Annotated in this window: 24 protein-coding genes, 1 tRNA gene and 1 pseudogene; 21 read left to right on the top strand and 5 right to left on the bottom strand. The window is 68.2% G+C overall.

Annotation, left to right across the window (positions count from 1 at the left end; all coding sequences use genetic code 11):
• The first annotated feature begins 205 nt into the window (after positions 1 to 205).
• On the top strand, positions 206 to 676 hold the full coding sequence (locus HY726_03775) for a hypothetical protein (protein MBI4608108.1): 471 nt from the start codon (positions 206 to 208) through the stop codon (positions 674 to 676).
• A gap of 363 nt (positions 677 to 1039) precedes the next feature.
• On the opposite strand, the gene HY726_03770 is transcribed toward HY726_03775, so the two are convergent.
• The 4 genes from HY726_03770 to HY726_03755 are packed head-to-tail and all read right to left on the bottom strand — an operon-like array spanning position 1040 to position 2581.
• A complete protein-coding gene (locus HY726_03770; protein MBI4608107.1) occupies positions 1040 to 1690 on the bottom strand; it encodes a site-2 protease family protein in 651 nt (216 codons plus the stop codon).
• Positions 1687 to 1896 carry a DNA gyrase inhibitor YacG gene (locus HY726_03765; GenBank protein ID MBI4608106.1) on the bottom strand — a complete coding sequence of 70 codons (210 nt, stop codon included), beginning with the start codon at positions 1894 to 1896 and terminating at the stop codon, positions 1687 to 1689. The genes HY726_03770 and HY726_03765 overlap by 4 nt, the downstream gene beginning before the upstream one ends.
• Positions 1897 to 1910: 14 nt before the next feature.
• A complete protein-coding gene (locus HY726_03760; protein MBI4608105.1) occupies positions 1911 to 2297 on the bottom strand; it encodes a hypothetical protein in 387 nt (128 codons plus the stop codon).
• A complete protein-coding gene (locus HY726_03755; protein ID MBI4608104.1) occupies positions 2294 to 2581 on the bottom strand; it encodes a hypothetical protein in 288 nt (95 codons plus the stop codon). The genes HY726_03760 and HY726_03755 overlap by 4 nt, the downstream gene beginning before the upstream one ends.
• Before the next feature lie 132 nt (positions 2582 to 2713).
• Here HY726_03755 and HY726_03750 point away from each other — a divergent pair, with 132 nt between their 5' ends.
• The 6 genes and pseudogenes from HY726_03750 to HY726_03725 all read left to right on the top strand — a co-directional run bounded on the left by HY726_03750 (position 2714) and on the right by HY726_03725 (position 9265).
• A complete protein-coding gene (locus HY726_03750; GenBank protein ID MBI4608103.1) occupies positions 2714 to 3157 on the top strand; it encodes a helix-turn-helix transcriptional regulator in 444 nt (147 codons plus the stop codon).
• Between the two features lie 441 nt (positions 3158 to 3598).
• Positions 3599 to 6082, top strand: a pseudogene (locus HY726_03745) (sodium-translocating pyrophosphatase).
• 46 nt (positions 6083 to 6128) lie between these two features.
• Positions 6129 to 6755, top strand: coding sequence for a DedA family protein (locus HY726_03740; GenBank protein MBI4608102.1), 627 nt, complete (start codon positions 6129 to 6131; stop codon positions 6753 to 6755).
• Between the two features lie 4 nt (positions 6756 to 6759).
• Complete coding sequence (locus HY726_03735; GenBank protein MBI4608101.1) at positions 6760 to 7374, top strand: DUF47 domain-containing protein; 615 nt, start codon at positions 6760 to 6762, stop codon at positions 7372 to 7374.
• On the top strand, positions 7374 to 8363 hold the full coding sequence (locus HY726_03730; GenBank protein MBI4608100.1) for an inorganic phosphate transporter: 990 nt from the start codon (positions 7374 to 7376) through the stop codon (positions 8361 to 8363). Before HY726_03735 ends, HY726_03730 begins: the two co-directional genes overlap by 1 nt.
• A gap of 20 nt (positions 8364 to 8383) precedes the next feature.
• Entirely contained in the window at positions 8384 to 9265 is an 882-nt protein-coding gene (locus HY726_03725; GenBank protein MBI4608099.1) for a lysophospholipid acyltransferase family protein, read from the top strand.
• Positions 9266 to 9438: 173 nt separating this feature from the next.
• On the opposite strand, the gene HY726_03720 is transcribed toward HY726_03725, so the two are convergent.
• Positions 9439 to 9879, bottom strand: a complete 441-nt coding sequence (locus tag HY726_03720) for a hypothetical protein (protein ID MBI4608098.1) — start codon at positions 9877 to 9879, stop codon at positions 9439 to 9441.
• A gap of 176 nt (positions 9880 to 10055) precedes the next feature.
• Here HY726_03720 and HY726_03715 point away from each other — a divergent pair, with 176 nt between their 5' ends.
• The 14 genes from HY726_03715 to HY726_03650 form a co-directional block, all read left to right on the top strand.
• Positions 10056 to 11255, top strand: coding sequence for a transglycosylase SLT domain-containing protein (locus HY726_03715; GenBank protein MBI4608097.1), 1200 nt, complete (start codon positions 10056 to 10058; stop codon positions 11253 to 11255).
• Positions 11252 to 11494: a MoaD/ThiS family protein gene (locus tag HY726_03710; GenBank protein MBI4608096.1), complete on the top strand. Its 243-nt coding sequence runs from the start codon at positions 11252 to 11254 to the stop codon at positions 11492 to 11494. Before HY726_03715 ends, HY726_03710 begins: the two co-directional genes overlap by 4 nt.
• 47 nt (positions 11495 to 11541) lie before the next feature.
• Positions 11542 to 13023 carry a hypothetical protein gene (locus HY726_03705; protein ID MBI4608095.1) on the top strand — a complete coding sequence of 494 codons (1482 nt, stop codon included), beginning with the start codon at positions 11542 to 11544 and terminating at the stop codon, positions 13021 to 13023.
• Positions 13024 to 13278: 255 nt separating this feature from the next.
• Positions 13279 to 13671, top strand: coding sequence for a response regulator (locus tag HY726_03700; protein MBI4608094.1), 393 nt, complete (start codon positions 13279 to 13281; stop codon positions 13669 to 13671).
• A gap of 123 nt (positions 13672 to 13794) precedes the next feature.
• The gene (locus tag HY726_03695; protein ID MBI4608093.1) at positions 13795 to 14028 is read left to right on the top strand and encodes a hypothetical protein; all 234 of its coding nucleotides are present in this window, start codon (positions 13795 to 13797) and stop codon (positions 14026 to 14028) included.
• A gap of 423 nt (positions 14029 to 14451) precedes the next feature.
• Positions 14452 to 14549 (top strand) — tRNA-Sec (locus HY726_03690).
• A gap of 20 nt (positions 14550 to 14569) precedes the next feature.
• On the top strand, positions 14570 to 15115 hold the full coding sequence (locus HY726_03685) for a DUF3105 domain-containing protein (GenBank protein MBI4608092.1): 546 nt from the start codon (positions 14570 to 14572) through the stop codon (positions 15113 to 15115).
• A gap of 10 nt (positions 15116 to 15125) precedes the next feature.
• The gene (locus HY726_03680) at positions 15126 to 15611 is read left to right on the top strand and encodes a hypothetical protein (protein MBI4608091.1); all 486 of its coding nucleotides are present in this window, start codon (positions 15126 to 15128) and stop codon (positions 15609 to 15611) included.
• A 1-nt stretch (position 15612) separates the two neighbouring features.
• A complete protein-coding gene (locus HY726_03675; protein ID MBI4608090.1) occupies positions 15613 to 15918 on the top strand; it encodes a hypothetical protein in 306 nt (101 codons plus the stop codon).
• On the top strand, positions 15899 to 17329 hold the full coding sequence (locus HY726_03670; protein MBI4608089.1) for an L-seryl-tRNA(Sec) selenium transferase: 1431 nt from the start codon (positions 15899 to 15901) through the stop codon (positions 17327 to 17329). Before HY726_03675 ends, HY726_03670 begins: the two co-directional genes overlap by 20 nt.
• The gene (gene selB / locus HY726_03665; protein MBI4608088.1) at positions 17326 to 19230 is read left to right on the top strand and encodes a selenocysteine-specific translation elongation factor; all 1905 of its coding nucleotides are present in this window, start codon (positions 17326 to 17328) and stop codon (positions 19228 to 19230) included. The genes HY726_03670 and selB overlap by 4 nt, the downstream gene beginning before the upstream one ends.
• 108 nt (positions 19231 to 19338) lie before the next feature.
• The gene (tatA, locus tag HY726_03660; protein ID MBI4608087.1) at positions 19339 to 19527 is read left to right on the top strand and encodes a twin-arginine translocase TatA/TatE family subunit; all 189 of its coding nucleotides are present in this window, start codon (positions 19339 to 19341) and stop codon (positions 19525 to 19527) included.
• Positions 19528 to 19777: 250 nt separating this feature from the next.
• Entirely contained in the window at positions 19778 to 20374 is a 597-nt protein-coding gene (locus tag HY726_03655) for an aspartyl protease family protein (protein ID MBI4608086.1), read from the top strand.
• A 95-nt stretch (positions 20375 to 20469) separates the two neighbouring features.
• Positions 20470 to 20887, top strand: a 418-nt coding sequence (locus HY726_03650) for a class I tRNA ligase family protein (protein ID MBI4608085.1), incomplete at its 3' end; no start/stop codon positions are given.

Here is a 20887-nt window from a genome sequence, read left to right as displayed (position 1 = left end):
TGTTTCCCTCGGCCGCGCCGGCGGCCCCAATCAGCCCTCGGAAGATCGGGCCCGCTGGCTCACGAGCCCCGGATCGCGGCTTTCCCGTGCTATTTCGGTCGTGCGGCCACATCATCCTGGGCGAAGATCCGAAACGGCTGTATCGACCTGGGAACACTTTTCGTGAACCGGCGGCCGTGGTATGCTGCGTGCCGAGCGGCGACTTATGGTTGAGCGGAGTCCCGAGGACGTAACCCTCTGCACCGTGCATGATGACCTCAAGGCCGGCTTCGCCGACCTCAAAACCGAGATGCGCACCGGCTTTGCCGACCTCAAGCAGGAAGTTCAGACCGGCTTCGCCGACCTCAAAACCGAAATGCGCGAGCTGAAGGCCACCCTGGTTACGGGATTCGGCGGGCTGCCGACGCGCGAGTCCAGTGAGGAAATGGTGCGGCTGCTCCGGGAGGCCAACCGGCTTCAGGAGGAGCGATTTACTCAGCTCGAGCTTCGCATCCGCGAGCAGCACCTGGAAACTCAGCAGGTGCTCCACGCGCTGGTCGAGGGCCAGCGCGGCCTGGTCGACCAAGTGCGGGCTCTCGCCGGCCAGATCGGGGGTCTGTCCACCGACATCAAGGCCCTCATCGCCCGCCTGGATGCCCTCATCAAGGGCCCGGGCGACGGCAGGCCTACCGCCTAGCCTCCTCGCGGCATTCGAGCCATCCTCCGGTCTTCCCCCCTCCATGACACCATTCGTGCGGCTGCGGCATCGTGCGACAAGTCAGGCTGCTCGCGCGGGCGATTCACATCGCCAGCCCCCGGGCTCGCGGACCAGCTCGCTTGGTGTGACGCGGCTCGAGATTCGCTGGGTAGCCCGGTATGCCCGATCTGCCGCTGCGAACGGCGTGGGAGAAGAGGTCGCCGCCTGGGTCAGTCACAGAGGGCGGAGCTCCCCTCCGAGAACCTCCAGAAGGCTGTCGAAGATCTGGTTCGAGCGCGGGCTGCGCCCGCGCAACCGATGGGGGAGGTTCGGAAGGGGGGCGAAGCCCCCCTCCGAGGATCCCTAGAGGATCAGGCCGACCAGGGCGATGTAGAACCCGCTCACCAGCCTGAAGATCGGGACGACGACGAAGCGGGTCGAGTCCGTGATGATCAGCAGGAGCAGGATGAACGGGCCGTACTGCTCGAGCTGCTGAAGCAGCGTCCAGGAGCCGCGGGGCAGGAAGTAGGGGAGGAAGTGGCCGCCGTCCAGGGGCGGCAGCGGGATCAGGTTGAAGATGGCGAGGGCCAGGTTGAACTGGTAGACCCAGAGCAGGACCCCCGCCAGCGGCTGGCCGAAGAACGGCGAGTCCACGATCCGCCGCACGAGGACCAGGGCGACCAGGCCGAGGAAGGCCACGACGAGGTTCGAGATGGGGCCCGCCGCGGCGACCCAGGCCATGTCGCGCACCGGGCGGCGGAGATTGTAGGCGTTGACGGGGACCGGCTTGGCCCAGCCGAAGCCGGCGAGGACGAAGGCCAGGGCCCCGATCGGGTCGATGTGGGGGAGGGGGTTCAGCGTGAGCCGCCCCTGGAGCCTCGCGGTCGGGTCACCGAGGCGGTCCGCGACGAGGCCGTGGGCCAGCTCGTGGACCGTTACGGCGAGCAGCAGGGCCGGGACCTGGAGGATGAGACGCTGGAGGAACGCGATGGGATCGCCGAAGAGGTCGCTCATCCGCCGCCGTCGGGGCCGCGCTCGCTTTCCAGCGGCTTTTCGGCGGGGATCCGGTAGCCCTCGTCGAGCCACACTCCGAGGTCTACGAGCCGGCAGACCAGCGAGCAGAACGGCCGGTGGGGGTTCGCCGCCCAGCTCACGGGGCCATTGCAGGTGGGGCAGCGGGGGTACGGGCCAGCGGGGAGAGATAGCGCGGAGCCGCTCATCGGGCTTTATTTTATCATGCGCTCGCCTCCGGGGGCGACACGGCGTTCGCCTTGGCCTGGCGCACGGTATTGGCAAACGCGAGAAAGCGGGAGACGGGGAACGGTTTGGGGAGGACGAGGATTGATGGCTTCGTCCGGAGCGGTAAGGCCGGTGTGCGGAGCACGATCGCGGGCAGGCGCTGGGTGAGGCTTTCGAGCCACTCCGGGGGGCTTTCCTCACGTCCCTCCGAATAATCCTCGTCGATCACGAGCAGATCCACGTCGCCCAGCGGCGGGTCGGGCTCGGCCCACGGATCCAGGATAAATCGAAGACTCCATCCTTTCAGGAGAACCTCAAAGAGCTCCTGCAGGCCACGGTCAGCTTCCACGACCAGAGCGCGGAGCTCCAGAGATCGGTTCATCGCTTCGGTTTGATCCCCTTCAGCTCAATCACCCAGGTCCGGGTAGTCCGGACAATCCGGAGCCAGCCCCGTCGCTCCAGGCCCATGGCGGCCTGATTGAGCGCGGCCGTGGAGAGTCCCAGGGCTTGCCGGAGAGCTGTCGGCCGCCAGCGGCGCCCGCGAACGCGGGACATAGCGGAGAGCATGAGAAGAAGGAGCCGGAGCTCCGGTGGCGTGAGCTTTGCGAGCCGTCCAGACCGGTACAGAAGCCTCAGGATCCGCCTGGCCTGGACGAGCCGCCGCACTTCGTGCCTCCGCGCTAGAGGATAAATAATCCTTATAGTCATGTCAACATGAGGAATATATAGCCTACGCGTTCCCGGTCGGAAAGTTGACAGGGTGTGGAGGGAACGGTAGAGTCTGGCGGGAGGTCAGGCGTGCCGTCCGAGCGTTCCCTTCCGAGACTTGTCGGAGAACGTCTGAGGAGTTTCAGGCTCCGGAAGAGCTTCACACAACGGGAGTTGGCCCAGCGGGTCTCCGGTGGCGTGGACCTTTCGTACATCGGCAGGATCGAACGGGGCGAACAGCTCCCGTCGCTGAAGGTGCTTCAAAAGCTGGGGCACGCCCTCGGCGCGGGTGTCGGCGAGTTCTTCGGGCGCGAGCCCGTCGAGCGCGTCGGTCGGCTCACCGAACCTCACCCGGCGCTCTGGCGCATGCTCCAACGGTTGTCCAGCCCGGATGTCCGGATTCTCCTGGCTGTCGCGCGCCTGCTCGCTCGCCGTCGCGGGACTGCGGCCCGATATCGCGGCGCTCGGCGAGCGGTCAGGTTGGCCGCGGAGCAGCGGCCGCGATACAGAAGAAGGCGAGCCGGCCGCCGATGACCACCTCTTGCAGTTCGAGCCGAGGGGCTCCGGACGAGCCGCTGGCGTGGCAGTTCGAGCCGAGGCGCTTCGGCAGAGGCAGCCTCATCGCCTGCGCCAGCGCCGAGGCGAGGCCCGAGTAGATGAGCCACGAGGCGAGGCCCGAGTTGGATTGAACGGGTGGTTCGCAACACGTTGATCCTGCGAGAAAATTTCGTGCTTGAGAAAAATTTCCCATTGACAGAAACGGGCGTCGTCCAGTAAAGTTCAGTAGAGTTCGGGTCAAGCTGTGAGCGCTGCGCGGACCTCTCCAATGTCCTGACCGCCAGGACACCCTGGACGGTTTCCGGCGGAGGAGTTCATCACCGATGAGCGAAGCAAATATCACCCTGCCCTCCAGGGAATCGTGGAGCTGACCGGATGAACTCCGCGGGCCGGGACACCGGCGCTCGCCTCGCTGCGATGGTGTTCCTGCTCGTTGCTCTCGTCTCTGTGGTGGCCGCGCCGACGGCCCTGGCGGAAGTGGCGAGGAGCACCGAGGGCGCCGCGCCCCACGCGGGCGCGGGCGAGGCGAGCCTTAAGATCCCGGCGTTGGACGTTGAGTTCATGGGCGTCGGAGGCCGGACGCTCCTGATGGCGGGGCTTCTGGTGTGTGCCCTCGGCTTCCTGTTCGGGCTCGTGATCTTCCGCCAGCTCAAGAACCTGCCGGTCCACCGCGCGATGCGCGAGATCTCGGAGCTCATCTACGAGACCTGCAAGACGTACCTGATCACCCAGGGGAAGTTCCTCCTCGTCCTCGAAGCCTTCATCGGCGTCATCATCGTCCTGTACTTCGGCGTGCTGCTCCGCTTCGAGCCGACCCGGGTAGTCATCATTCTCCTCTTCAGCCTCATCGGGATCGCCGGGAGCTACGGGGTTGCCTGGTTCGGAATCCGGATCAACACCTTCGCGAACTCGCGGACCGCGTTCGCGAGCCTGCACGGCAAGCCGTTGCCGGTGTACGCGATTCCGCTGAAGGCCGGGATGAGCATCGGCATGCTCCTCATCAGCGTCGAGCTTTTCCTGATGCTCTGCATCTTACTCTTCATCCCGGGGGATTATGCCGGGCCGTGCTTCATCGGCTTCGCGATCGGCGAGTCGCTCGGCGCGGCGGCGTTGCGGATCGCGGGCGGGATCTTCACCTAGATCGCCGACATCGGCTCGGACCTCATGAAGATCGTCTTCAAGATCGAGGAGGACGACGCGCGGAACCCGGGCGTGATCGCCGACTGCACCGGCGACAACGCCGGCGATTCGGTCGGCCCGACGGCCGACGGCTTCGAGACCTACGGCGTCACGGGCGTCGCGCTCATCTCCTTCATCCTGCTCGCGGTCAAGGAGCCCGCCGTGCAGGTGCAGCTCCTGGTCTGGATCTTCATGATGCGGGTGCTCATGATCGTCGCAAGCGGCGCCTCGTACCTGGTCAACGACGCCATCGCCCGGAGCCGGTACGCGGGGGCGCGGAGGATGAGCTTCGAGGCCCCCCTCACGACGCTCGTGTGGCTCACGTCGGTCGTGTCCGTCGGGCTGACCTACGCCGCGTCGTACCTGCTGATCCGCGATCTCGGCGACGGGACGCTCTGGTGGAAGCTCTCCACGGTCATCACGTGCGGCACGCTGGCCGGCGCGATCATCCCGGAGTTGGTCAAGGTCTTCACCTCGACCGAGTCGCGGCACGTCCGCGAGGTGGTTGCCTCCGCCCGCGAAGGCGGCGCGTCCCTGGACATCCTCTCCGGGTTCGTCGCGGGGAACTTCAGCGCCTACTGGCTGGGCCTCGCGGTCATCACGCTCATGGCGATCGCCTACGCGGTCAGCACGCTGGGCCTCGAGGCGCTGATGGTGGCGCCCGCCGTGTTCGCCTTCGGGCTGGTGGCCTTCGGCTTCCTCGGGATGGGGCCGGTCACGATCGCGGTGGACTCCTACGGGCCGGTGACCGACAACGCCCAGTCGGTGTTCGAGCTGTCCATGATCGAGCAGATCCCGAACATCCGCCAGGAGATCGGGCGGGAGTATGGCTTCGCGGTGGACTTCGCATCGGCCAAACACCTCCTCGAGGAGAACGACGGCGTCGGGAACACGTTCAAGGCGACGGCGAAGCCGGTCCTGATCGGCACGGCGGTAGTCGGCGCAACCACGATGATCTTCTCCATCATCGTGCTCCTGACGGCGGGCCTTACCCAGAACCTCGACAAGCTCTCACTCCTTCACCCGCCGTTCCTCCTGGGGCTGATCACCGGGGGCGCGGTCATTTACTGGTTCACGGGCGCGTCCACCCAGGCCGTGACGACCGGGGCCCACCGGGCGGTGGAGTTCATCAAGGCGAACATCAAGCTCCAGGGGACGGTGAGGGCGTCGGTGGCGGACAGCAAACGGGTCGTCGAGATCTGCACGCAGTATGCCCAGCGCGGCATGTTCAACATCTTCCTCACGGTGTTCTTCTCGACGCTCGCCTTCGCGTTCTTCGAGCCGTACTTCTTCATCGGCTATCTCATCTCGATCGCGCTGTTCGGCCTCTTCCAGGCGGTCTTCTTGGCGAACGCGGGGGGCGCGTGGGACAACGCGAAGAAGATCGTCGAGGTGGAGCTGAAGGAGAAGGGGACCGCGATCCACGCCGCGACGGTCGTGGGCGACACGGTCGGCGACCCGTTCAAGGACACCTCATCGGTCGCGCTGAACCCGGTCATCAAGTTCACGACGCTCTTCGGTCTGCTGGCCGTCGAGCTCGCGGTGACGCTCACGGCGCGGGGCCCGGTGCTGAGCCGCGCTCTGGCGGGGCTGTTCTTCGCGGTCTCCCTGGTTTTCGTGTGGCGGTCATTCTACGCCATGCGGATCCGCGGCGAGGCGGCCCCGACGTCGGCGGCGGACGTGCGCGGCGAGGTGAGCGCGGTGGCGCGGGAGAAGTCGTGAGCGGGCGGTTGCTCCTGGGTTCGGTCACCGGCCGATACGTGGCATAGTGGGCGCCTTATTCGGTTGGGTTCACGGCCTGTACGAGTGGACCATCAGCTGGGCCGGGACTCCCCACGGCACGGCGGCCCTGGGACTGATTGCCTTTGCCGAGTCCTCGTTCTTCCCGATCCCGCCCGATGTCCTGCTCATCGCGTTGGCGCTCGGGCGACCCGATCTGGCGTTCTGGTATGCGACCGTGTCGACCGCCGGCTCGGTGGCGGGGGGTGCGGCCGGCTACGGGATCGGGTACTGGGGAGGCCGGCCCGTCGTCGAGTGGCTCTTCGGCCGGTCGAAGGTCGAGCTCGTCCATCGGCTGTTCCAGAGGTACGAGGCGTGGGCGGTGGGCATCGCCGGATTCACCCCCATTCCCTACAAGGTGTTCACGATCGGGGCCGGGGTCTTTTACGTGAAGTTTCCCGTGTTCCTCGTGGCCTCGGCGCTCTCCCGCGGCGCCCGCTTCTTCCTGGTGGCGGCGCTGCTCTTCACATTCGGTCCGCCGATCCGTGAGTTCGTCGAGCGGTATTTCGAATGGCTCACCGTGCTCCTGGTGGTCGGCATCATCGGGGGCTTTGTCGTTCTCAGGCACCTGGTGCCGCGTGCGGTCGGCGCGGCCGCGCGAACGGGGAGGGGGTAGCGGCATGTTTCGGTTGATCCCGCGCGAGGAGAAGTTCTTCGATCTCTTCGAGCAGCAGGCCGCCACGATCATGTCGGCCTCGTGCAGGCTGGAGGAGCTGATCCTGGACTACGCCAATGCGAAGGAGAAGTACCAGCGGATCAGGGACCTCGAGCACCAGGGCGACACGCTCACGCACGAGGTTGTCAAGAAGCTCAACACCACCTTCATCACGCCGATTGACCGGGAGGACATCTACGCCCTAGCCAGCCGGCTGGACGACGTCCTGGATCTGATCGACGCGGTCGCGGAGCGACTGGTCCTCTACCGGATCAAGACGCCGACCCCGGGCTGCTCCGACATGGCGAAGATCATCGTGAAGACTGCCGAGGAGACCGATCGCGCGGTGCACTGCCTCCGCAACCTCTCGCCCGCCTACCACACGCACTGTATCGAGGTGAACCGGCTCGAGAACGAGGCCGACCGCCTCCTCCGCGACCTCCTCGCTGGGCTCTTCGACGGTCCCGACCCCATCGAGATCATCAAGTGGAAGGAGATCTACGAGACGATGGAGGCGGTCACCGACCGCTGCGAGGACGTCGTCAACGTCATCGAGGGGATCACGCTGAAGAACGCCTGATGGAGCCACCCCTCGCCCTCGGCCTCGTCCTGCTACTGGTCCTCGCCGCCGAGTTCGTCAACGGCTGGACCGACGCGCCCAACGCCATCGCGACGGTCGTCTCGACCCGGGTGCTCACCCCGACCCAGGCCGTGGGCTTGGCGACTGCCCTCAACGTCCTCGGCACGATGTCCGGGACCGCCGTGGCGGCAACCATCGGCAAGGGGATTGTCAAGCCTGACGTCATCGGTCTCGGGACGGTGGCGGCCGCCATGGTGGCGATCGTCTTCTGGAGCACGCTGGCCTGGTATTACGGGCTCCCGACCAGCGAGAGCCACGCTCTCATCGCCGGGCTCTCCGGAGCGGGCCTCGCCACCGCAGGGACCAGCGTCCTGCTCTGGGACGGCTGGCGGAAGGTCCTGATCGGCCTGCTCTTTTCCACGTTCCTCGGATTCCTCGGGGGGTTGTTCATCACGGTTGGCGTCTTCTGGATCTTCGCGCGGGCCCGTCCGGGGACAGTCCGTCGCGTGTTCGGCCGCCTCCAGCTGCTTTCGGCAACCTTCATGGCGTTCAGCCACGGCTCCAACGACGGCCAGAAGTTCATCGGCGCGTTCACCCTCGCCCTGGTCCTGGGGGGGATGCTTCCCGAGTTCCACGTCCCGGTGTGGGTGATACTGCTCTGCGCGCTGACGATGGGCGTGGGAACCGCCGTCGGTGGCTGGCGAATCGTGAAGACCATGGGGCTCCGGCTCACCAAGCTCGAGCCGGTTCACGGCTTCGCCGCCGAGACGGCCGCGGCGAGCGCGATCGAGCTGGCCTCGCGCCTCGGCATCCCCTTGAGCACGACCCACACCATCAACATGTCGATCATGGGTGTCGGCAGCACGCGCCGGCTTTCGGCCGTGCGCTGGGGCGTGGGCGGCGAGATCGTGACCGCGTGGATCCTCACCTTCCCGGTCTGCGGGCTGATCGCCTGGGGAGTGGCCAAGGTATTGCTGATCCTCGGGTAAGCGGAGCCCCCGGCGCCGTCTTGGCGGTCCGGATCGCCGAGAGCGCTCTCCGGGTTCTCGCGCGCAGCCTTCGCCTGCTTCCGCTCCCCCTCCTGCTCTGGCTCGGCCGCCGTCTCGGTAGCCTCGCGTATTGGACCCTCGCCGGGCGCCGGGCTCTCGCCGGAGAGAACCTGGCGCTCGCGTTCGGCGGCGAGCGGGGGAGCGACGAGCTGGATCGCCTCTGCCGTGGCAGCTTCGAGCACCTGGGGATGACCGCCGTGGAGGTCTGCGCCTCCCTCTTCGCCTCCCCGGCCGCGGCGTTGTCCCGGGTGCGGGTGGAGGGCCTGCACCATCTGAACGCTGCCATGGCGCGGGGGAAGGGCGTGCTCCTGTTGACCGCTCACCTCGGAAACTGGGAGCTCCTCGCCGCGACCCATGGCCTGTCCGGCCATCCGCTGAGCATCGTCGTCCGTCCGCTGGACTCGTCCCTCCTGGACCGGCTGGTGACCCGTGCCCGGGAGCGAAGCGGCGCCGGGGTGATCCGGAAGCACCGCGCGCTCCGGGAGGTCCTCGACGCGCTCCGTCGCCAGCGGATGGTGGGGATCCTGCTCGACCAGAACGCCACGCGTCGGGAGGGCGTCTTCGTCCCGTTCTTCGGCCGCCCGGCTTCGACCTCCAAGAGCCTCGCCCTCCTCGCGCTCAGGTCCGGGGCACCGGTGCTCCCGGTCTTCATCCATCGGGAAGCGGACGGCAGTCACCGGGTCGTGATCGAGCCCGAAGTCCCGCCGCCCCGGACCGGGGATCACCGACACGACATCGTGGCCTACACCGCCGCCTTCACCCGGTGCGTCGAGGATGCCGTGCGGCGCTGGCCCGAGCAGTGGTTCTGGGTGCACCGGCGGTGGCGAACCCGCCCGGTGTGAAGCCGGGACAGCCGCGAGCCTTAGCAGTGTGTCGGGCTAATGCCCTTCGAGCGCGGGCTTCGCCCGCGCAACCGAGGGGGGAGGTTCGGAAGGGGGGCGAAGCCCCCCTCCGAGGATCTCAGGGAGCCGACCCTGTCGAGAGCAGGGACGGCCCCCTGAGACCAGCTGGTCGGCTACTTCTTAGGGGCACACGGCTGCTTCGCGGCGCACGGCTGCTTCGCGGCACACGGCTGGGCCGCTTTCTTGGCCATCTTGGCCGCGACTTTCGTGGCCGTCATCTTTCCGGCAGCCTCGGTGTAGGAAATCGTCACCGAATCCCCGGCCTTCAGCTTCTTGGCAGATTCGGCCACCTTCCCGCTCACGGCGAACGTCCACTCCTTCTTGTCTTTTTCCACCACGATGCTATCCGCGGTGACAGACTTCACCGTCCCCGTGGCTGTCTTCGCCTTGGCCATGGGCTTCGCGGCGCACGGCTGTTTCGCGGCACAGGGCTGCTTGGCGGCGCACGGCTGTTTCGCGGCGCAGGGCTGCTTGGCTTGGGCCAGCGCGATTCCCGTCGTCCCGAAGAGGAAGAGCACGGCCACGAGCAGAGCGAAAGCTTTTCTCGACGTCATCCGTACTTCACCTCCTTTTCCCTCGGGATCTGACCATCATCAAAAGGCGCGTCTTATCAAGCGCTTCACTCTACTTCTCCGGGTCGAAGCTGTCAAGGGAATTTCCCACAGCCGTTTCCTGGTTGACTGACACAACCCCGTGTGGTAGAAACCAAGTTCAAGATTTGCGGTTTGGTATGAGCGTCGTTCGTTTCCTGCTGATCGCTGCGCTGTCGCTCTGCGGTGTCCTCGCGACGCTGCCGGCCGACGGCGACGAGCTTCTGTCGCCTTCTGTGACCCACTGGGCCAGCGTGCCTGGTGAGGCAGAGGAGGCGTACGGCCTCGATCCGTCCGAGCCTGCTGGCTCAGGCGTGGCCGTCGTGGCTCTCCAGCCCGACGAAGCGATTGTCCCGGCGCACGAGACGCTGATTCCGGAGACGCTCGCGCCTCCGCTCCGCCGCCCGTACCCGGTCGTCATCAACGAGTGGGTCGAGTACTTTCTGGAGCGCTTCCAGGCTCCGAGCCGTCGGGGAATCGTCGCTCTCTGGCTCAACCGGTCGGGCCGCTACCTCGAGATGATGCGCGACGTCTTCCGGGAGCACGGGCTCCCGGAGGAGCTGGCGTACGTGGCCATGATCGAGAGCGGGTTCAACCCGGTGGCCGTCTCGCGCGCGGGGGCCAAGGGCCTCTGGCAGTTCATGGAGCACACGGCGCGCCGCTACGGGCTCCGCGTGGACCGCTGGGTGGACGAACGGCTCGATCCGGAGAAGTCCACGGTCGCCGCCGCCCAGTACCTGCGCGATCTGTTCGGGCAGTTCGGCTCGTGGGTGCTCGCCAAGGCGGCGTATAACGCGGGGGAGCTGAAGGTCATCCAGGCCCTCGAGCGGAGCCGCACCAACGACTTCTGGGCTCTCAGCCGGGGCCGGGTCCTTCGCGAGGAGACCAAGCGCTTCGTTCCAGCGATCCTGGCGGCGACCCTGATCGGCAAGGACCCGGAACGTTATGGCTTCGACGTCACGCCCGATCCCCCGTTGACCTACGACCTTGTCATGGCACCCCCGTTACTGCCCCTGACGCGTCTGGCGGCCCGTGCGGGCATTGACGCCCAGGAGCTGAACCGGCTCAACCCCGAGCTGCGGCGGGGGGTGACGCCGCCGGGAGGCCCGTATCCCCTGAAAGTGCCCCCGGGGACCGAGGCCGCGGTCAGCGCTCTGCTGGAGCAGATGGCGTCGACGCTGGCGAAGGGGACGGTCCATGTGGTGAAGCCGCGGGAGAGTCTCTGGACCATCGCGAAACGTCACGGCGTCTCGGTCGCCGATCTGGTTCGCTGGAACGCCCTGGCCAACGGGTCGCGGATTTTCCCCGGCGACCGACTCCAGGTCGCTGACCCGCGGTGAGGGTCGAGGTCAAGCTTTTCGCCACGCTCGCGGGGTACCTCCCCCAGGCTCCGGATGGCGGCAGCGCGACCGTGGAGGTCGCCGACCGGAGCACGGTCGGCCAGCTCGTCCGGTCCCTCAAGATCCCCGACGGGATGCCGGCCATCATACTGGTCAACGGGCGCGACGCCGCCCCCGAGCAGGTGCTCCAGGACGGTGACGTCCTCGTGATGTTTCCGCCGCTGGCCGGTGGACGCTAGGCCACCTCTATCCATCCCGCTGACCGGCGGGCTTGGCGAGCCGAGCAATGCCCGACCACGCAACCGTCGTGCCGACCGCGGGCGTCGCCCCGGTCGGTCTCGTGCGCCGCCTGCTCGGAGGGTTCCGGCTCGCCTACCTCCCTGTCCTCCTCACCTATTTCTGCTACGGCGCGAGCGGCATCACCGGAGTTGCCCTCGTCTTCTTCGAGAAGGACGCGCTCCGGCTGACGCCGGCGGAGGTCGCGGGCATCGGCTTCTGGCTCGGGCTGCCGTGGAGCATGAAGATGGTCGTCGGCGTCGCCTCCGACGTGTACCCGATTTTCGGAAGCCGCCGCGCCGCCTACCTGCTCCTCGGCGCGCTCTGCTCGCTGGCCGGCTACGCGGCGCTCGCCACGGTCGTCGACGCGAAGGGGGCCTTCCTCGTGGCGATGCTCGTGGTGACCGTGGGGTTCATGATGCAGGATGTGGTCGCCGATGCGCTCAGCGTGGAGGTGGCGGGGAACGACGAGGAGATCGGCCAGATCCAGGCGCTCGGCCGCATGGCGCTCCTCGCGGGGTCCATCAGCGTCGGCTATCTGGGCGGCTGGCTGGCTGGCCGGATCGGCGCCCGGAGCGTGTTCGCGGTGGCGATGGTGCTGCCCCTCCTCGTGAGCGCGGCCGCCGCCTTCGTCCGGGGCGGGAGACGACCCCGCCCGGCAGCGGCGGGGGACCCGCTCGGAGGTGGGAAGGCGCGGCTCGTGATGGCGGTCGGCCTCGGCTACGCGGCGCTCGGCGTCGTGCTGGAGAGCCTGGAGGTCCCCGGAGCCCAGGAGATCGTGCTGGTCGTGTCGGCGGCGCTCATCGGCCTCCTCCTGCACCAGGTCGGGATCTCGCGCTGGGTGATCGTTGCGGCCTGCGTCATCTTCCTCTTCCGGGCCGTTCCCGGGGTCGGCCAGGGCTACAGCTACTGGGCGATTGACCGGCTCGGCTTCGACCAGCAGTTCCTGGGGATCCTCGCGCAGGTGAGCTCGGTGGTGAGCCTCGCCGGGCTCCTCGTGTTCCGCCGGACGATCATCCGGCGGCCGGTGAGCTTCACGCTCCTCTGGGTGACCGTCGCGGGCACCGTCCTCTACCTGCCGAGCATCAGCCTCTTCTACGGCGCGAACGAGTGGCTCGGCATCAGCGCCCGCACCTTCGCCTTCATCGACACGACGATCTCGGCGCCGCTCGGCCAGCTCGCCATGGTGCCGATGCTGGTCCTCATCGCGAAGACCGCGCCGCCCGGCGCGGAGGCGACGATGTTCGCGATCATGGCCTCGCTCATGAACCTCGCCCTCTCGGCCAGCGAGCTCTTCACCCGCCACCTGAACACGGCGTTCGCCGTGACCCAGCAGGATTACTCGAACCTCGGGCAGCTGATGATCACGGTGGGAGCCATCGGCCTCCTGCCGCTCCTGGCCCTGCCGTTGCTGACGCGCCAGGAGCGAGGCGGGCAGGCGGGGCGAGGGTCGAGCCCCGGCAGGGCCGCGGAGGCGGAATCGCCTTCGTAGACGAGGGTCTTTCGAGCGCGGCTGGCCGGTTCGGCCTGGCCGGTCTGACAACCCCGAGGTCGCCCCCTGGCATCAAAATTTTTGGGCGAGGCTCTCCAAAAATGGAAGGGGGGACACGGGCTCCGCCCGGGCCAACAGAGTGAAATCTCAGCCAGAACCGTTCGTTCTTCGACCTGGCACGGGCGATGCTCGAGCTCCCTTGAGGGGGAGGAGGCGAGGCCGCTGGCAGATTCCCGAATCCTGGTAGTCGACGACGTGCCGGAGATCCTCGCCATCATGGTGGACGTGCTCGAGGCGGCCGGCTACGCACCCGAGTCGACCACGGACAGCCGAGAGGCCTCGCGGCACCTCGAGACCACCACGTTCGACATCCTTGTGAGCGACATCCTGATGCCGCACCTGAGCGGCTTTGAGCTCCTCGAGCTGGCCAGGCGCCGGAACCCCGACGTCCAAGTAATCCTGGTGACGGGCTACTCGACCCGGGAGATGGCGTTCGAGGCCCTGAAGCGCGGGGCTTCCGGCTACATCGAAAAACCCTTCCCCACCGAGCAGCTTCTAGCGGCGGTGCGCGAGGCGGTCCGACGCTCGCGCTCCCAGTGGAACCCGGCCGGCTCGGGCGGGGAGCTGGAGCAGAGGGAGGCGTCGTGAGCCTGCCAGGGTGCAGCGCCAGTCAATGGGGACCCCGAGGTCGACCGCGCCTTCTCGGTTGGGCTCACGCTAGGCCCCGGGAGGAAACGCTCAAGGCGCCTGTCTTCGCACGGGTGAGGGCGGATGGCTCGAATCCTATTCGTCGTGACACGGAACCGGCCTGACCTCTTCGACCGGTTGACCGAATGGTTCTCGGAGGTCACGGATGCCCAGGTCATCTTCGACCGGCGTCAGGGGCAGCGCCGAAACCCGGCCCAGGCGCACGAGCCGGAGCGGCGGCGGGGCGATCGCCGACGCCGATTGGGCATCGAGGCGGAACTTCGTTCCCACGGCTTCGTGCTGGTCAGGGGGGAGTGAGTGGCGCTTTTTGTGGCCGGTCCGAGGGGGCTCAAGAGCAGACTGCCCGGCGTGGACACTGCCCCGTCACGTCGAGCAAACAGGCAGGAGCGTGGTATGGCTCGATGCGCGCGCATCGTGACGCGGAACCGGCAAGGACGAGCCGGACGAGGATGACGACGAAGAGGAAAACGAGGAGGGGGACGAAGACGAGGGAAAGGACTAAGACAGCAAGAGCGGGAAGAACTAGATCGGCCGCCTAGCAGCGTGTCGGAGTAATACCCTTCGAGCGCGCACCCACGCCTTCGGCGCACCCGGGAGACCCACGCTTTCGCGTGGGTACCCCGCCCGGGCCCCCTCCGATCGTCCTAGGGTGACAGGGCGCCCAAAACCACCTCGTTATGGTAGACTCAGAGTGCTTTTACCAAGCGTAGTTAGAGGCGCGGAAGCGCATAGGATCCCGGTGGGCCTCCCGGACTTCAAATCCGGCGTCTGGCTCTAGACAAGCTAGAGGTGGGTTCGACTCCCACGCGCTTCCGCCAGCTCGCTCTGGACTCTGACCATGGCGAAGTCGAAGAAGACGTCCGCGGGATCGCGGAGCCGCGCGGTGCGCCGGTATGCGTGGCCGGTCGGCGGGGGCGCTGCGCTCGTGGCGGCGGCGCTCGTCGGGTGGTTTGCCTACCAGTCCGCCGCGAACCTGCCCGGCGAGCGGGTGCCGAGCCTGGGCAACACCCATATCCAGATGCTCGGGCAGCCTCACGCCCCCTACAACTCGGATCCGCCGACCTCGGGGCCGCACCTGCCCTACATCGCGCCGTGGGGCATCCACACCGCTTCCATTCCCAAGGAGCTCCAGGTCCACAACCTGGAGGACGGCGGCGTGCTCGTCCAGTACAACTGCCCCCCGGGCTGCCCGGACCTGGTGGAGAAGCTCGCGGCCATCGTGCGCCGCTACGAGAAGCAGGTCATCCTGGCTCCCTACCCGGGGATGGACAAGCGGATCGCGCTCACGGCCTGGGGGCGCATCGACAAGTTCGACGAGCTCGACGAGAAGCGGATCGCGCGCTTCATCACCGCCTACAAGGGCATTGACCATCATCCGCGGTAAGGCCGGGTCGATGAGGGGGCTCTCGAGACTCGCCCTCGGTGTTCTGCTGGTCATCCTCGTGGCAGGCTGCGGGCGCCCGTTCGTCTCTTCCCTCACGCCGCCGCCGTACCGCGAGCGGGTTCCGGCGCCGTATGACGCCACGTGGCGCGCGCTGATCCGGGCTCTCGCCCGGGAGAACGTGCCGCTCAGAGCCGTGGCCAAGGACTCTGGTGTGGTCGCCTCGGATGACTTCGTGACGCCGATCGGCGTGTACGCCGACTGTGGCCGCTTCGGCGACGTGCCCGTCGAGGGCGCCGCGCTGGTGGCCTTCACCGTTTTTGTCCAGCCCGTCAACTCGGCGGAGACCGAGGTCCAGGTCAACGCCAAGATGCGTACCCAGGCGCACCGGAAGGGGACCTCGGGCAAGCTCAAAGGCCAACCGGTCTTCCAGTGCGCCTCGACCGGGCGGTGGGAGGCGACCCTGATCGAGGCGGTGCGCGCGCTCGCGAGGGAGTGAGATGGGCGCCTCTCTCGCAGAACTGGTCCGCCACGCGCGCGAGCTTTCGGCCGAGCGCGACCGGCTCGTGGAGGGCATCGCGAACCGCTGGGCGGAGGCGTTCTGGGGTCAGCCCCTGTCGCCCGCGGACCGCGAGGAGCTCTGGGCTGCGCTGGCCGAGGAGGCCGTGCGGGCTCTGCTCAAGGAGCGGCCGCGGCAGTGGGCTTCCGAGGCCGTGAGGCAGGAGGCGTCCGAGATCATCGCGCGCGTGCGTGCGCGCGTCGAGCGACTGCTGAGCGGGGCGGGGGATGGCGAAGTCGGCGGGTGAGACTCGCCAGGCGTGGCTGCGGGCGCTCCCCTCGGTGGACCAACTCCTGAAGCGCCTCGAGGGGAACGGGGCGCTGTCGGGCGTGCCGCGCGCCCGTGTCGTGGCCGCCGTGCGGGAGTGCCTGGCCGCCGAGCGGCGGCGGATCCTGGAGACGCTGCGCGCGGGCAGCCGGCCTTCGCCGCCCGAGCTGGACGGGCTCGCGCGGCGCGTCGCGGGAGAGCTCGCCCGCGCCGGCGTCTTCTCCCTGGCCCCCCTCATCAACGCGACCGGGGTGGTCCTTCACACCAACCTGGGGCGGGCCATCCTCTCCCCCCTCGCCCTCGAGCGGCTCAGGCACGTGGCGAGCGGCTACTCCAACCTGGAGCTCGACGTCGCCGAGAAGGAGCGCGGCTCCCGCTACGCCCACGTCGACGGTCTCCTGCGCCGGCTGACGGGGGCCGAGGCCTCGCTCGTCGTGAACAACAACGCCGCGGCCGTGCTCCTGGCCCTCGAGAGCCTGGCGCGCGGGAAGGAAGTGGTCGTCTCCCGCGGCGAGCTGATCGAGATCGGCGGGGAGTTCAGGATTCCGGACATCATGCGACGGTCCGGCGCGATCCTGCGCGAGGTCGGGACCACGAACCGCACCCACCTGAAGGACTACGCCGAGGCGATCGGCCCCGAGACCGCGCTCCTCCTGAAGGTCCACACCTCCAACTACCGGATCCTCGGGTTCACGGCACAGGTCCCGGCCCGGGAGCTCGTCGAGCTCGGCCGCCAGCGCGGGACGCCCGTGATGGAGGACCTGGGCTCGGGCTGCCGCGTGGACCTCCGCCCCTACGGTTTTCCGTACGAGCCCACGGTGCCCGAAGCGGTGGCCACGGGGATCGATCTCGTCACGTTCTCGGGTGACAAACTCCTCGGCGGACCGCAGGCCGGCATCGTCGTGGGGCGAGCCGACTTCGTCGCGCGCCTCACGCGGAACCCTCTCAACCGAGCGCTGCGCGTGGATAAACTCACCCTGGCGGCCCTGGAGGCCACCCTCTACGCCTACGAGGCGGGGACCGCCCTCCAGACGCTCCCGGTGCTGCGGATGCTCACCGAGCCCCTCACTCTCGTCCGGCGGCGCGCGCGCCGGCTCCTCGGACGGCTCGACGCGACGACGCGAGGGGTGCTGGGGGCGGCCGTCGTGGAAGGCAAGTCCCAGGTGGGAGGCGGGGCGCTCCCGCTGGTGGAGCTGCCGACCGCGGCTCTCTCCCTCGCGGGTCGCTCGGCCGACGAGCTGGACAGGGCCCTCCGCACCGGCCAGCCGCGCGTGGTGGCGCGCATCCTGGAGGACCGGCTGCTCCTGGATTGCCGGACCGTCCAGGACGCCGAGGTCCCCCTCGTCGCCCGCGCTCTCACACGCCTGGCGGACCAGCTCAACGCTCGATGAAGCACGTCGTGGTCGGAACCGCGGGGCACATCGACCACGGCAAGACCGCCCTGGTCAAGGCCCTCACCGGGATCGACACCGACCGTCTCCCGGAAGAGAAGGCACGCGGAATCACCATCGACCTGGGCTTCGCCTACCTGGAGGAGCCCGACGGGCTCACCATCGAGATCGTCGACGTCCCCGGCCACGAGCGGTTCGTCAAGAACATGCTGGCCGGTGTCGGCGGCATCGACCTGGCCATGCTCGTCGTCGCGGCCGACGAGGGCGTGATGCCCCAGACGCGCGAGCACCTGGCGATCTGCCAGCTCCTCAGGATCAAGTCCGGGCTGGTGGCGTTGACCAAGACCGACCTCGTGGAGGAAGAGTGGCTCGAGCTCGTGAAGGACGACGCGCGCCAGCTCGGGAGTGACACGTTCCTCGCCGGCTGCCCGATCCTTCCCGTTTCCTCGAAGACCGGCCAGGGTCTCGCCGAGCTGCGCGGTGCGCTCTGCGCTCAGGCGCGGCAGGTGGCCCCCAAGGGCACCGACCAGGCCGCACGGCTCCCCGTGGATCGGGTCTTCACCGTAAAAGGATTCGGCACCGTGGTGACCGGCACGCTCACGGCGGGGCGCGTGGCCGTGGAGGATCGGGTCGAGATTTACCCGAAAGGGGTCCAGGCCAAGGTGCGGGGGCTCCAGGCCCACGGCCGGCCGGTCGAGTCCGCCCTCGCCGGGCAGCGGACCGCCATCAACCTCCAGGGCGTGGAACGAGCGTCCATCGAGCGCGGCGACGTCGTCGGGCTTCCCGGCGCGCTCCTGCCGACGCTCGTCGTGGACGCGACGCTGGAGCTGCTGGCCGACGCGCCGCGGCCTCTGAAGGTGCGGGACCGGGTGCGCGTGCACGTGGGTACCAGCGAGATCATGGCGCGGGTGCTCTTGCTCGACCGCCCGGAGCTCGAGCCCGGCGCCCAGACCTATGGACGCCTGCGCCTGGAGGCCCCGCTCGTCGCGCTCCCGGGGGACCGGTACGTCATCCGGAGCTATTCCCCGATCATCACGATCGGGGGCGGGGCGCTGCTCGACATCGCGCCCCGTCGGGTGAAGCGGAAGGCCCCCCAGCTCGCGAGCCACCTCCAGCTCCTCGAGCGTGGCGACCCCGCGGAGATCGTAGAGGAGCACCTGAGACAGGCGGGTCCGTCAGGGCTCCGCGCCGGCGATCTCGGAGCGCGCACGCCGTTCGGCCCCGAGCGCCTCAAGGGTCTCCTCGAGCAGCTCCTGGAGCGCGGCAGGATCGTCGGCGTGGACCGCGAGTGGTTCGTCCACGCCAAGGCGCAGGACGAGCTCCGCGCCCAGATCCTCCGGGTGCTCGCAGCGTTTCACGCCCAGAACCCGCTCCGCTCGGGCATCTCGCGCGAGGAGCTCAGGGTCAGAGCCGGCGGGATCGAGGAGCGGATCTTCGGCCGCTTGCTCGTCGCCCTGGCGGCCGAGGCCGCCGTGAAGGCGGAGCGCGACAAGGTCCGCCTCGCCATCCACGAGGTCCGCCTCACTCCCGAGCAGCGGCGCCTGGTGGAGCGGCTCGAGGCCGAGTTTCGCGCGGCCGCCGCGACGCCGCCGAGCCCCGAGGAGGCGCTGGCGAAGGTCGGCGTCAAGGGGTCAGAGGAGCACGAGCTCTTCCAGCTCCTCCTCGAGGAGCGCCGGCTCGTCCGCGTCAAGGAGTCGCTCTTCTTCCACGCCGAGGCCCTGAGGGAGATCGAGGCAAAGCTGGTCGCCTACCTCAAGGAGAAGAAGGAGATCGCCCCGGTCGAGGCCAAGGACCTTCTCGGTGTCTCGCGAAAGTACGCGATCCCGCTCCTCGAGTACTTCGACGGGCAACGCGTGACGGTCAGACAGGGAGACCACCGGGTGCTCCGCAGCGCCATGTGACCGAGACCGTGGCGGCCGAGCGCGTGTCGCGTTTCGGGGGTGATTGTCGTTGACAGGGTGCGGGGCGGGGCGTAAGGTAAAGCAGCTTCAGCGAGAGGGGGAACAGCCATGTTTGGCCTGGGCTACCAAGAGCTGCTCCTGATCCTCCTGATCGTCCTCGTGCTCTTCGGCGCCAGCCGGCTCCCGGAGCTGGCTCGCTCCCTTGGCTCGAGCGTGAAGGAGTTCAAGAAGGGTGTCACCGAGGCGAAGGACGAGACGACGTCGACGGCCAAGAAAGAGGAGGAAAAGAAGGCATAACCCCTGCGCCGAGCCTCGTGCTCGGCACGCGTGGCTCCCCGTCCTTCAGCCCCGCGACCCCGTGAAGCCAAAACGTTCCTGAAGTTCCGACCGATCATCCCCACCCGGCGAGGATCCTGTTGGAGTAAGACCTTCGAGCGCGGGCTTCGCCCGCGCAACCGATTCCTGGGGGAGGCCTCGGAGGGGGCCGTCGAGGCCCCCTCCGACAGGTCGGCTGGACGTCGAGCCCACCTTGGGCCATCATAGGAGGATGCAGGGCTGGTGGGCTGTCCTCCTGCTGTCCCTCCTGCTTCTCCCCGGTGCGGCCCTCGCCCAGACGTACCGCTGGGTGGACGAGCGGGGCGGGGTCCACTATACCGAGGGGCTGAACAACGTTCCCGAGCGCTACCGCTCCGAGGCCCGGCCCCTCTACTTCCCGCCGCCTCCGCCGCCGGCTCCCGCGAAGCCTGGGGCGATCACTCCCGAGCCGGGGACGACCCGGATCTCCTTCAAGCCCGGCTCACCCATTCTGGTCAGCGCCAAGATCAACGGCGGGGGTCCGGTCAGCCTGCTCCTGGACACGGGTGCCGATCGGACGGTGGTGGCGCCGCTGACCCTCCTCAGGTTGGGCATCTCGACCCGGAGCACTCCCCGCGCCGAGGTGAAGGGCGTCACCGGGACCAGCCAAGCGGACGTCGTGCGGGTGGACTCGATCGAGGTCGGCGAGGCGAAGGCGGGGCCGCTCCTCGTCGTCGCTCACGACGCGGACCTGAAGGAGGCCGACGGCCTCCTCGGCCGCGACTTCCTCGACAACTTCAAGGTCACGATCGATTCGAAGCAGGGCGTCGTCATCCTCGCGCCCAAGTGATTCCTCCTCCCCTTCCTTGACGCCTGCCGCGCCCGGTGATACCATGAGCGCTCACTAACTATCTGATTTCACGAGAGGAATTTATTTTGGCCGAGATCGACTACAAGGCCACCCTGAACCTGCCCAGGACGGACTTCCCGATGCGGGCCAACCTGCCCCAGCTGGAGCCCCAGCTCCTCGCCCGCTGGGAGGCGATGGACATCTACGCCCGCCTCCGTCAAGCGAGAGCCGGAGCGCCGCTCTGGATCCTTCACGACGGCCCTCCGTACGCGAACGGTCACATCCACATGGGAACGGCGCTGAACAAGATTTTGAAGGACATCGTCGTCAAGTCCCGCTCGATGCTCGGGGCCGACGCCGTCTACGTGCCGGGCTGGGACTGCCACGGGCTCCCGATCGAGCACCAGGTGGACAAGGAGCTCGGGCTGGACCAGGCGCAGGGTGACGTCCGGCGGGCCATGGACCCGGTGGAGAAGCTCCGGCGCTGCCGGGAGTACGCGCAGCGCTTCATCG

The sequence above is a fragment of the Candidatus Rokuibacteriota bacterium genome (assembly GCA_016209385.1).
GTDB lineage: Bacteria > Methylomirabilota > Methylomirabilia > Rokubacteriales > CSP1-6 > JACQWB01.
Note: the sequence above shows the minus strand (reverse complement) of the source record. Positions and strands in the feature narration are given on the sequence as shown.

Excerpts from the sequence above, each read along its gene's own strand:
- HY726_03775 (MBI4608108.1), top strand. The coding sequence starts at position 206 with ATGGTTGAGCGGAGTCCCGAGGACGTAACCCTCTGCACCGTGCATGAT.
- HY726_03770 (MBI4608107.1), bottom strand. The coding sequence starts at position 1,690 with ATGAGCGACCTCTTCGGCGATCCCATCGCGTTCCTCCAGCGTCTCATC.
- HY726_03765 (MBI4608106.1), bottom strand. The coding sequence starts at position 1,896 with ATGAGCGGCTCCGCGCTATCTCTCCCCGCTGGCCCGTACCCCCGCTGC.
- HY726_03760 (MBI4608105.1), bottom strand. The coding sequence starts at position 2,297 with ATGAACCGATCTCTGGAGCTCCGCGCTCTGGTCGTGGAAGCTGACCGT.
- HY726_03735 (MBI4608101.1), top strand. The coding sequence starts at position 6,760 with ATGTTTCGGTTGATCCCGCGCGAGGAGAAGTTCTTCGATCTCTTCGAG.
- HY726_03730 (MBI4608100.1), top strand. The coding sequence starts at position 7,374 with ATGGAGCCACCCCTCGCCCTCGGCCTCGTCCTGCTACTGGTCCTCGCC.
- HY726_03720 (MBI4608098.1), bottom strand. The coding sequence starts at position 9,879 with ATGACGTCGAGAAAAGCTTTCGCTCTGCTCGTGGCCGTGCTCTTCCTC.
- HY726_03715 (MBI4608097.1), top strand. The coding sequence starts at position 10,056 with ATGAGCGTCGTTCGTTTCCTGCTGATCGCTGCGCTGTCGCTCTGCGGT.
- HY726_03705 (MBI4608095.1), top strand. The coding sequence starts at position 11,542 with ATGCCCGACCACGCAACCGTCGTGCCGACCGCGGGCGTCGCCCCGGTC.
- HY726_03695 (MBI4608093.1), top strand. The coding sequence starts at position 13,795 with ATGGCTCGAATCCTATTCGTCGTGACACGGAACCGGCCTGACCTCTTC.
- HY726_03685 (MBI4608092.1), top strand. The coding sequence starts at position 14,570 with ATGGCGAAGTCGAAGAAGACGTCCGCGGGATCGCGGAGCCGCGCGGTG.
- HY726_03680 (MBI4608091.1), top strand. The coding sequence starts at position 15,126 with ATGAGGGGGCTCTCGAGACTCGCCCTCGGTGTTCTGCTGGTCATCCTC.
- HY726_03675 (MBI4608090.1), top strand. The coding sequence starts at position 15,613 with ATGGGCGCCTCTCTCGCAGAACTGGTCCGCCACGCGCGCGAGCTTTCG.
- HY726_03670 (MBI4608089.1), top strand. The coding sequence starts at position 15,899 with ATGGCGAAGTCGGCGGGTGAGACTCGCCAGGCGTGGCTGCGGGCGCTC.
- selB (MBI4608088.1), top strand. The coding sequence starts at position 17,326 with ATGAAGCACGTCGTGGTCGGAACCGCGGGGCACATCGACCACGGCAAG.
- tatA (MBI4608087.1), top strand. The coding sequence starts at position 19,339 with ATGTTTGGCCTGGGCTACCAAGAGCTGCTCCTGATCCTCCTGATCGTC.
- HY726_03655 (MBI4608086.1), top strand. The coding sequence starts at position 19,778 with ATGCAGGGCTGGTGGGCTGTCCTCCTGCTGTCCCTCCTGCTTCTCCCC.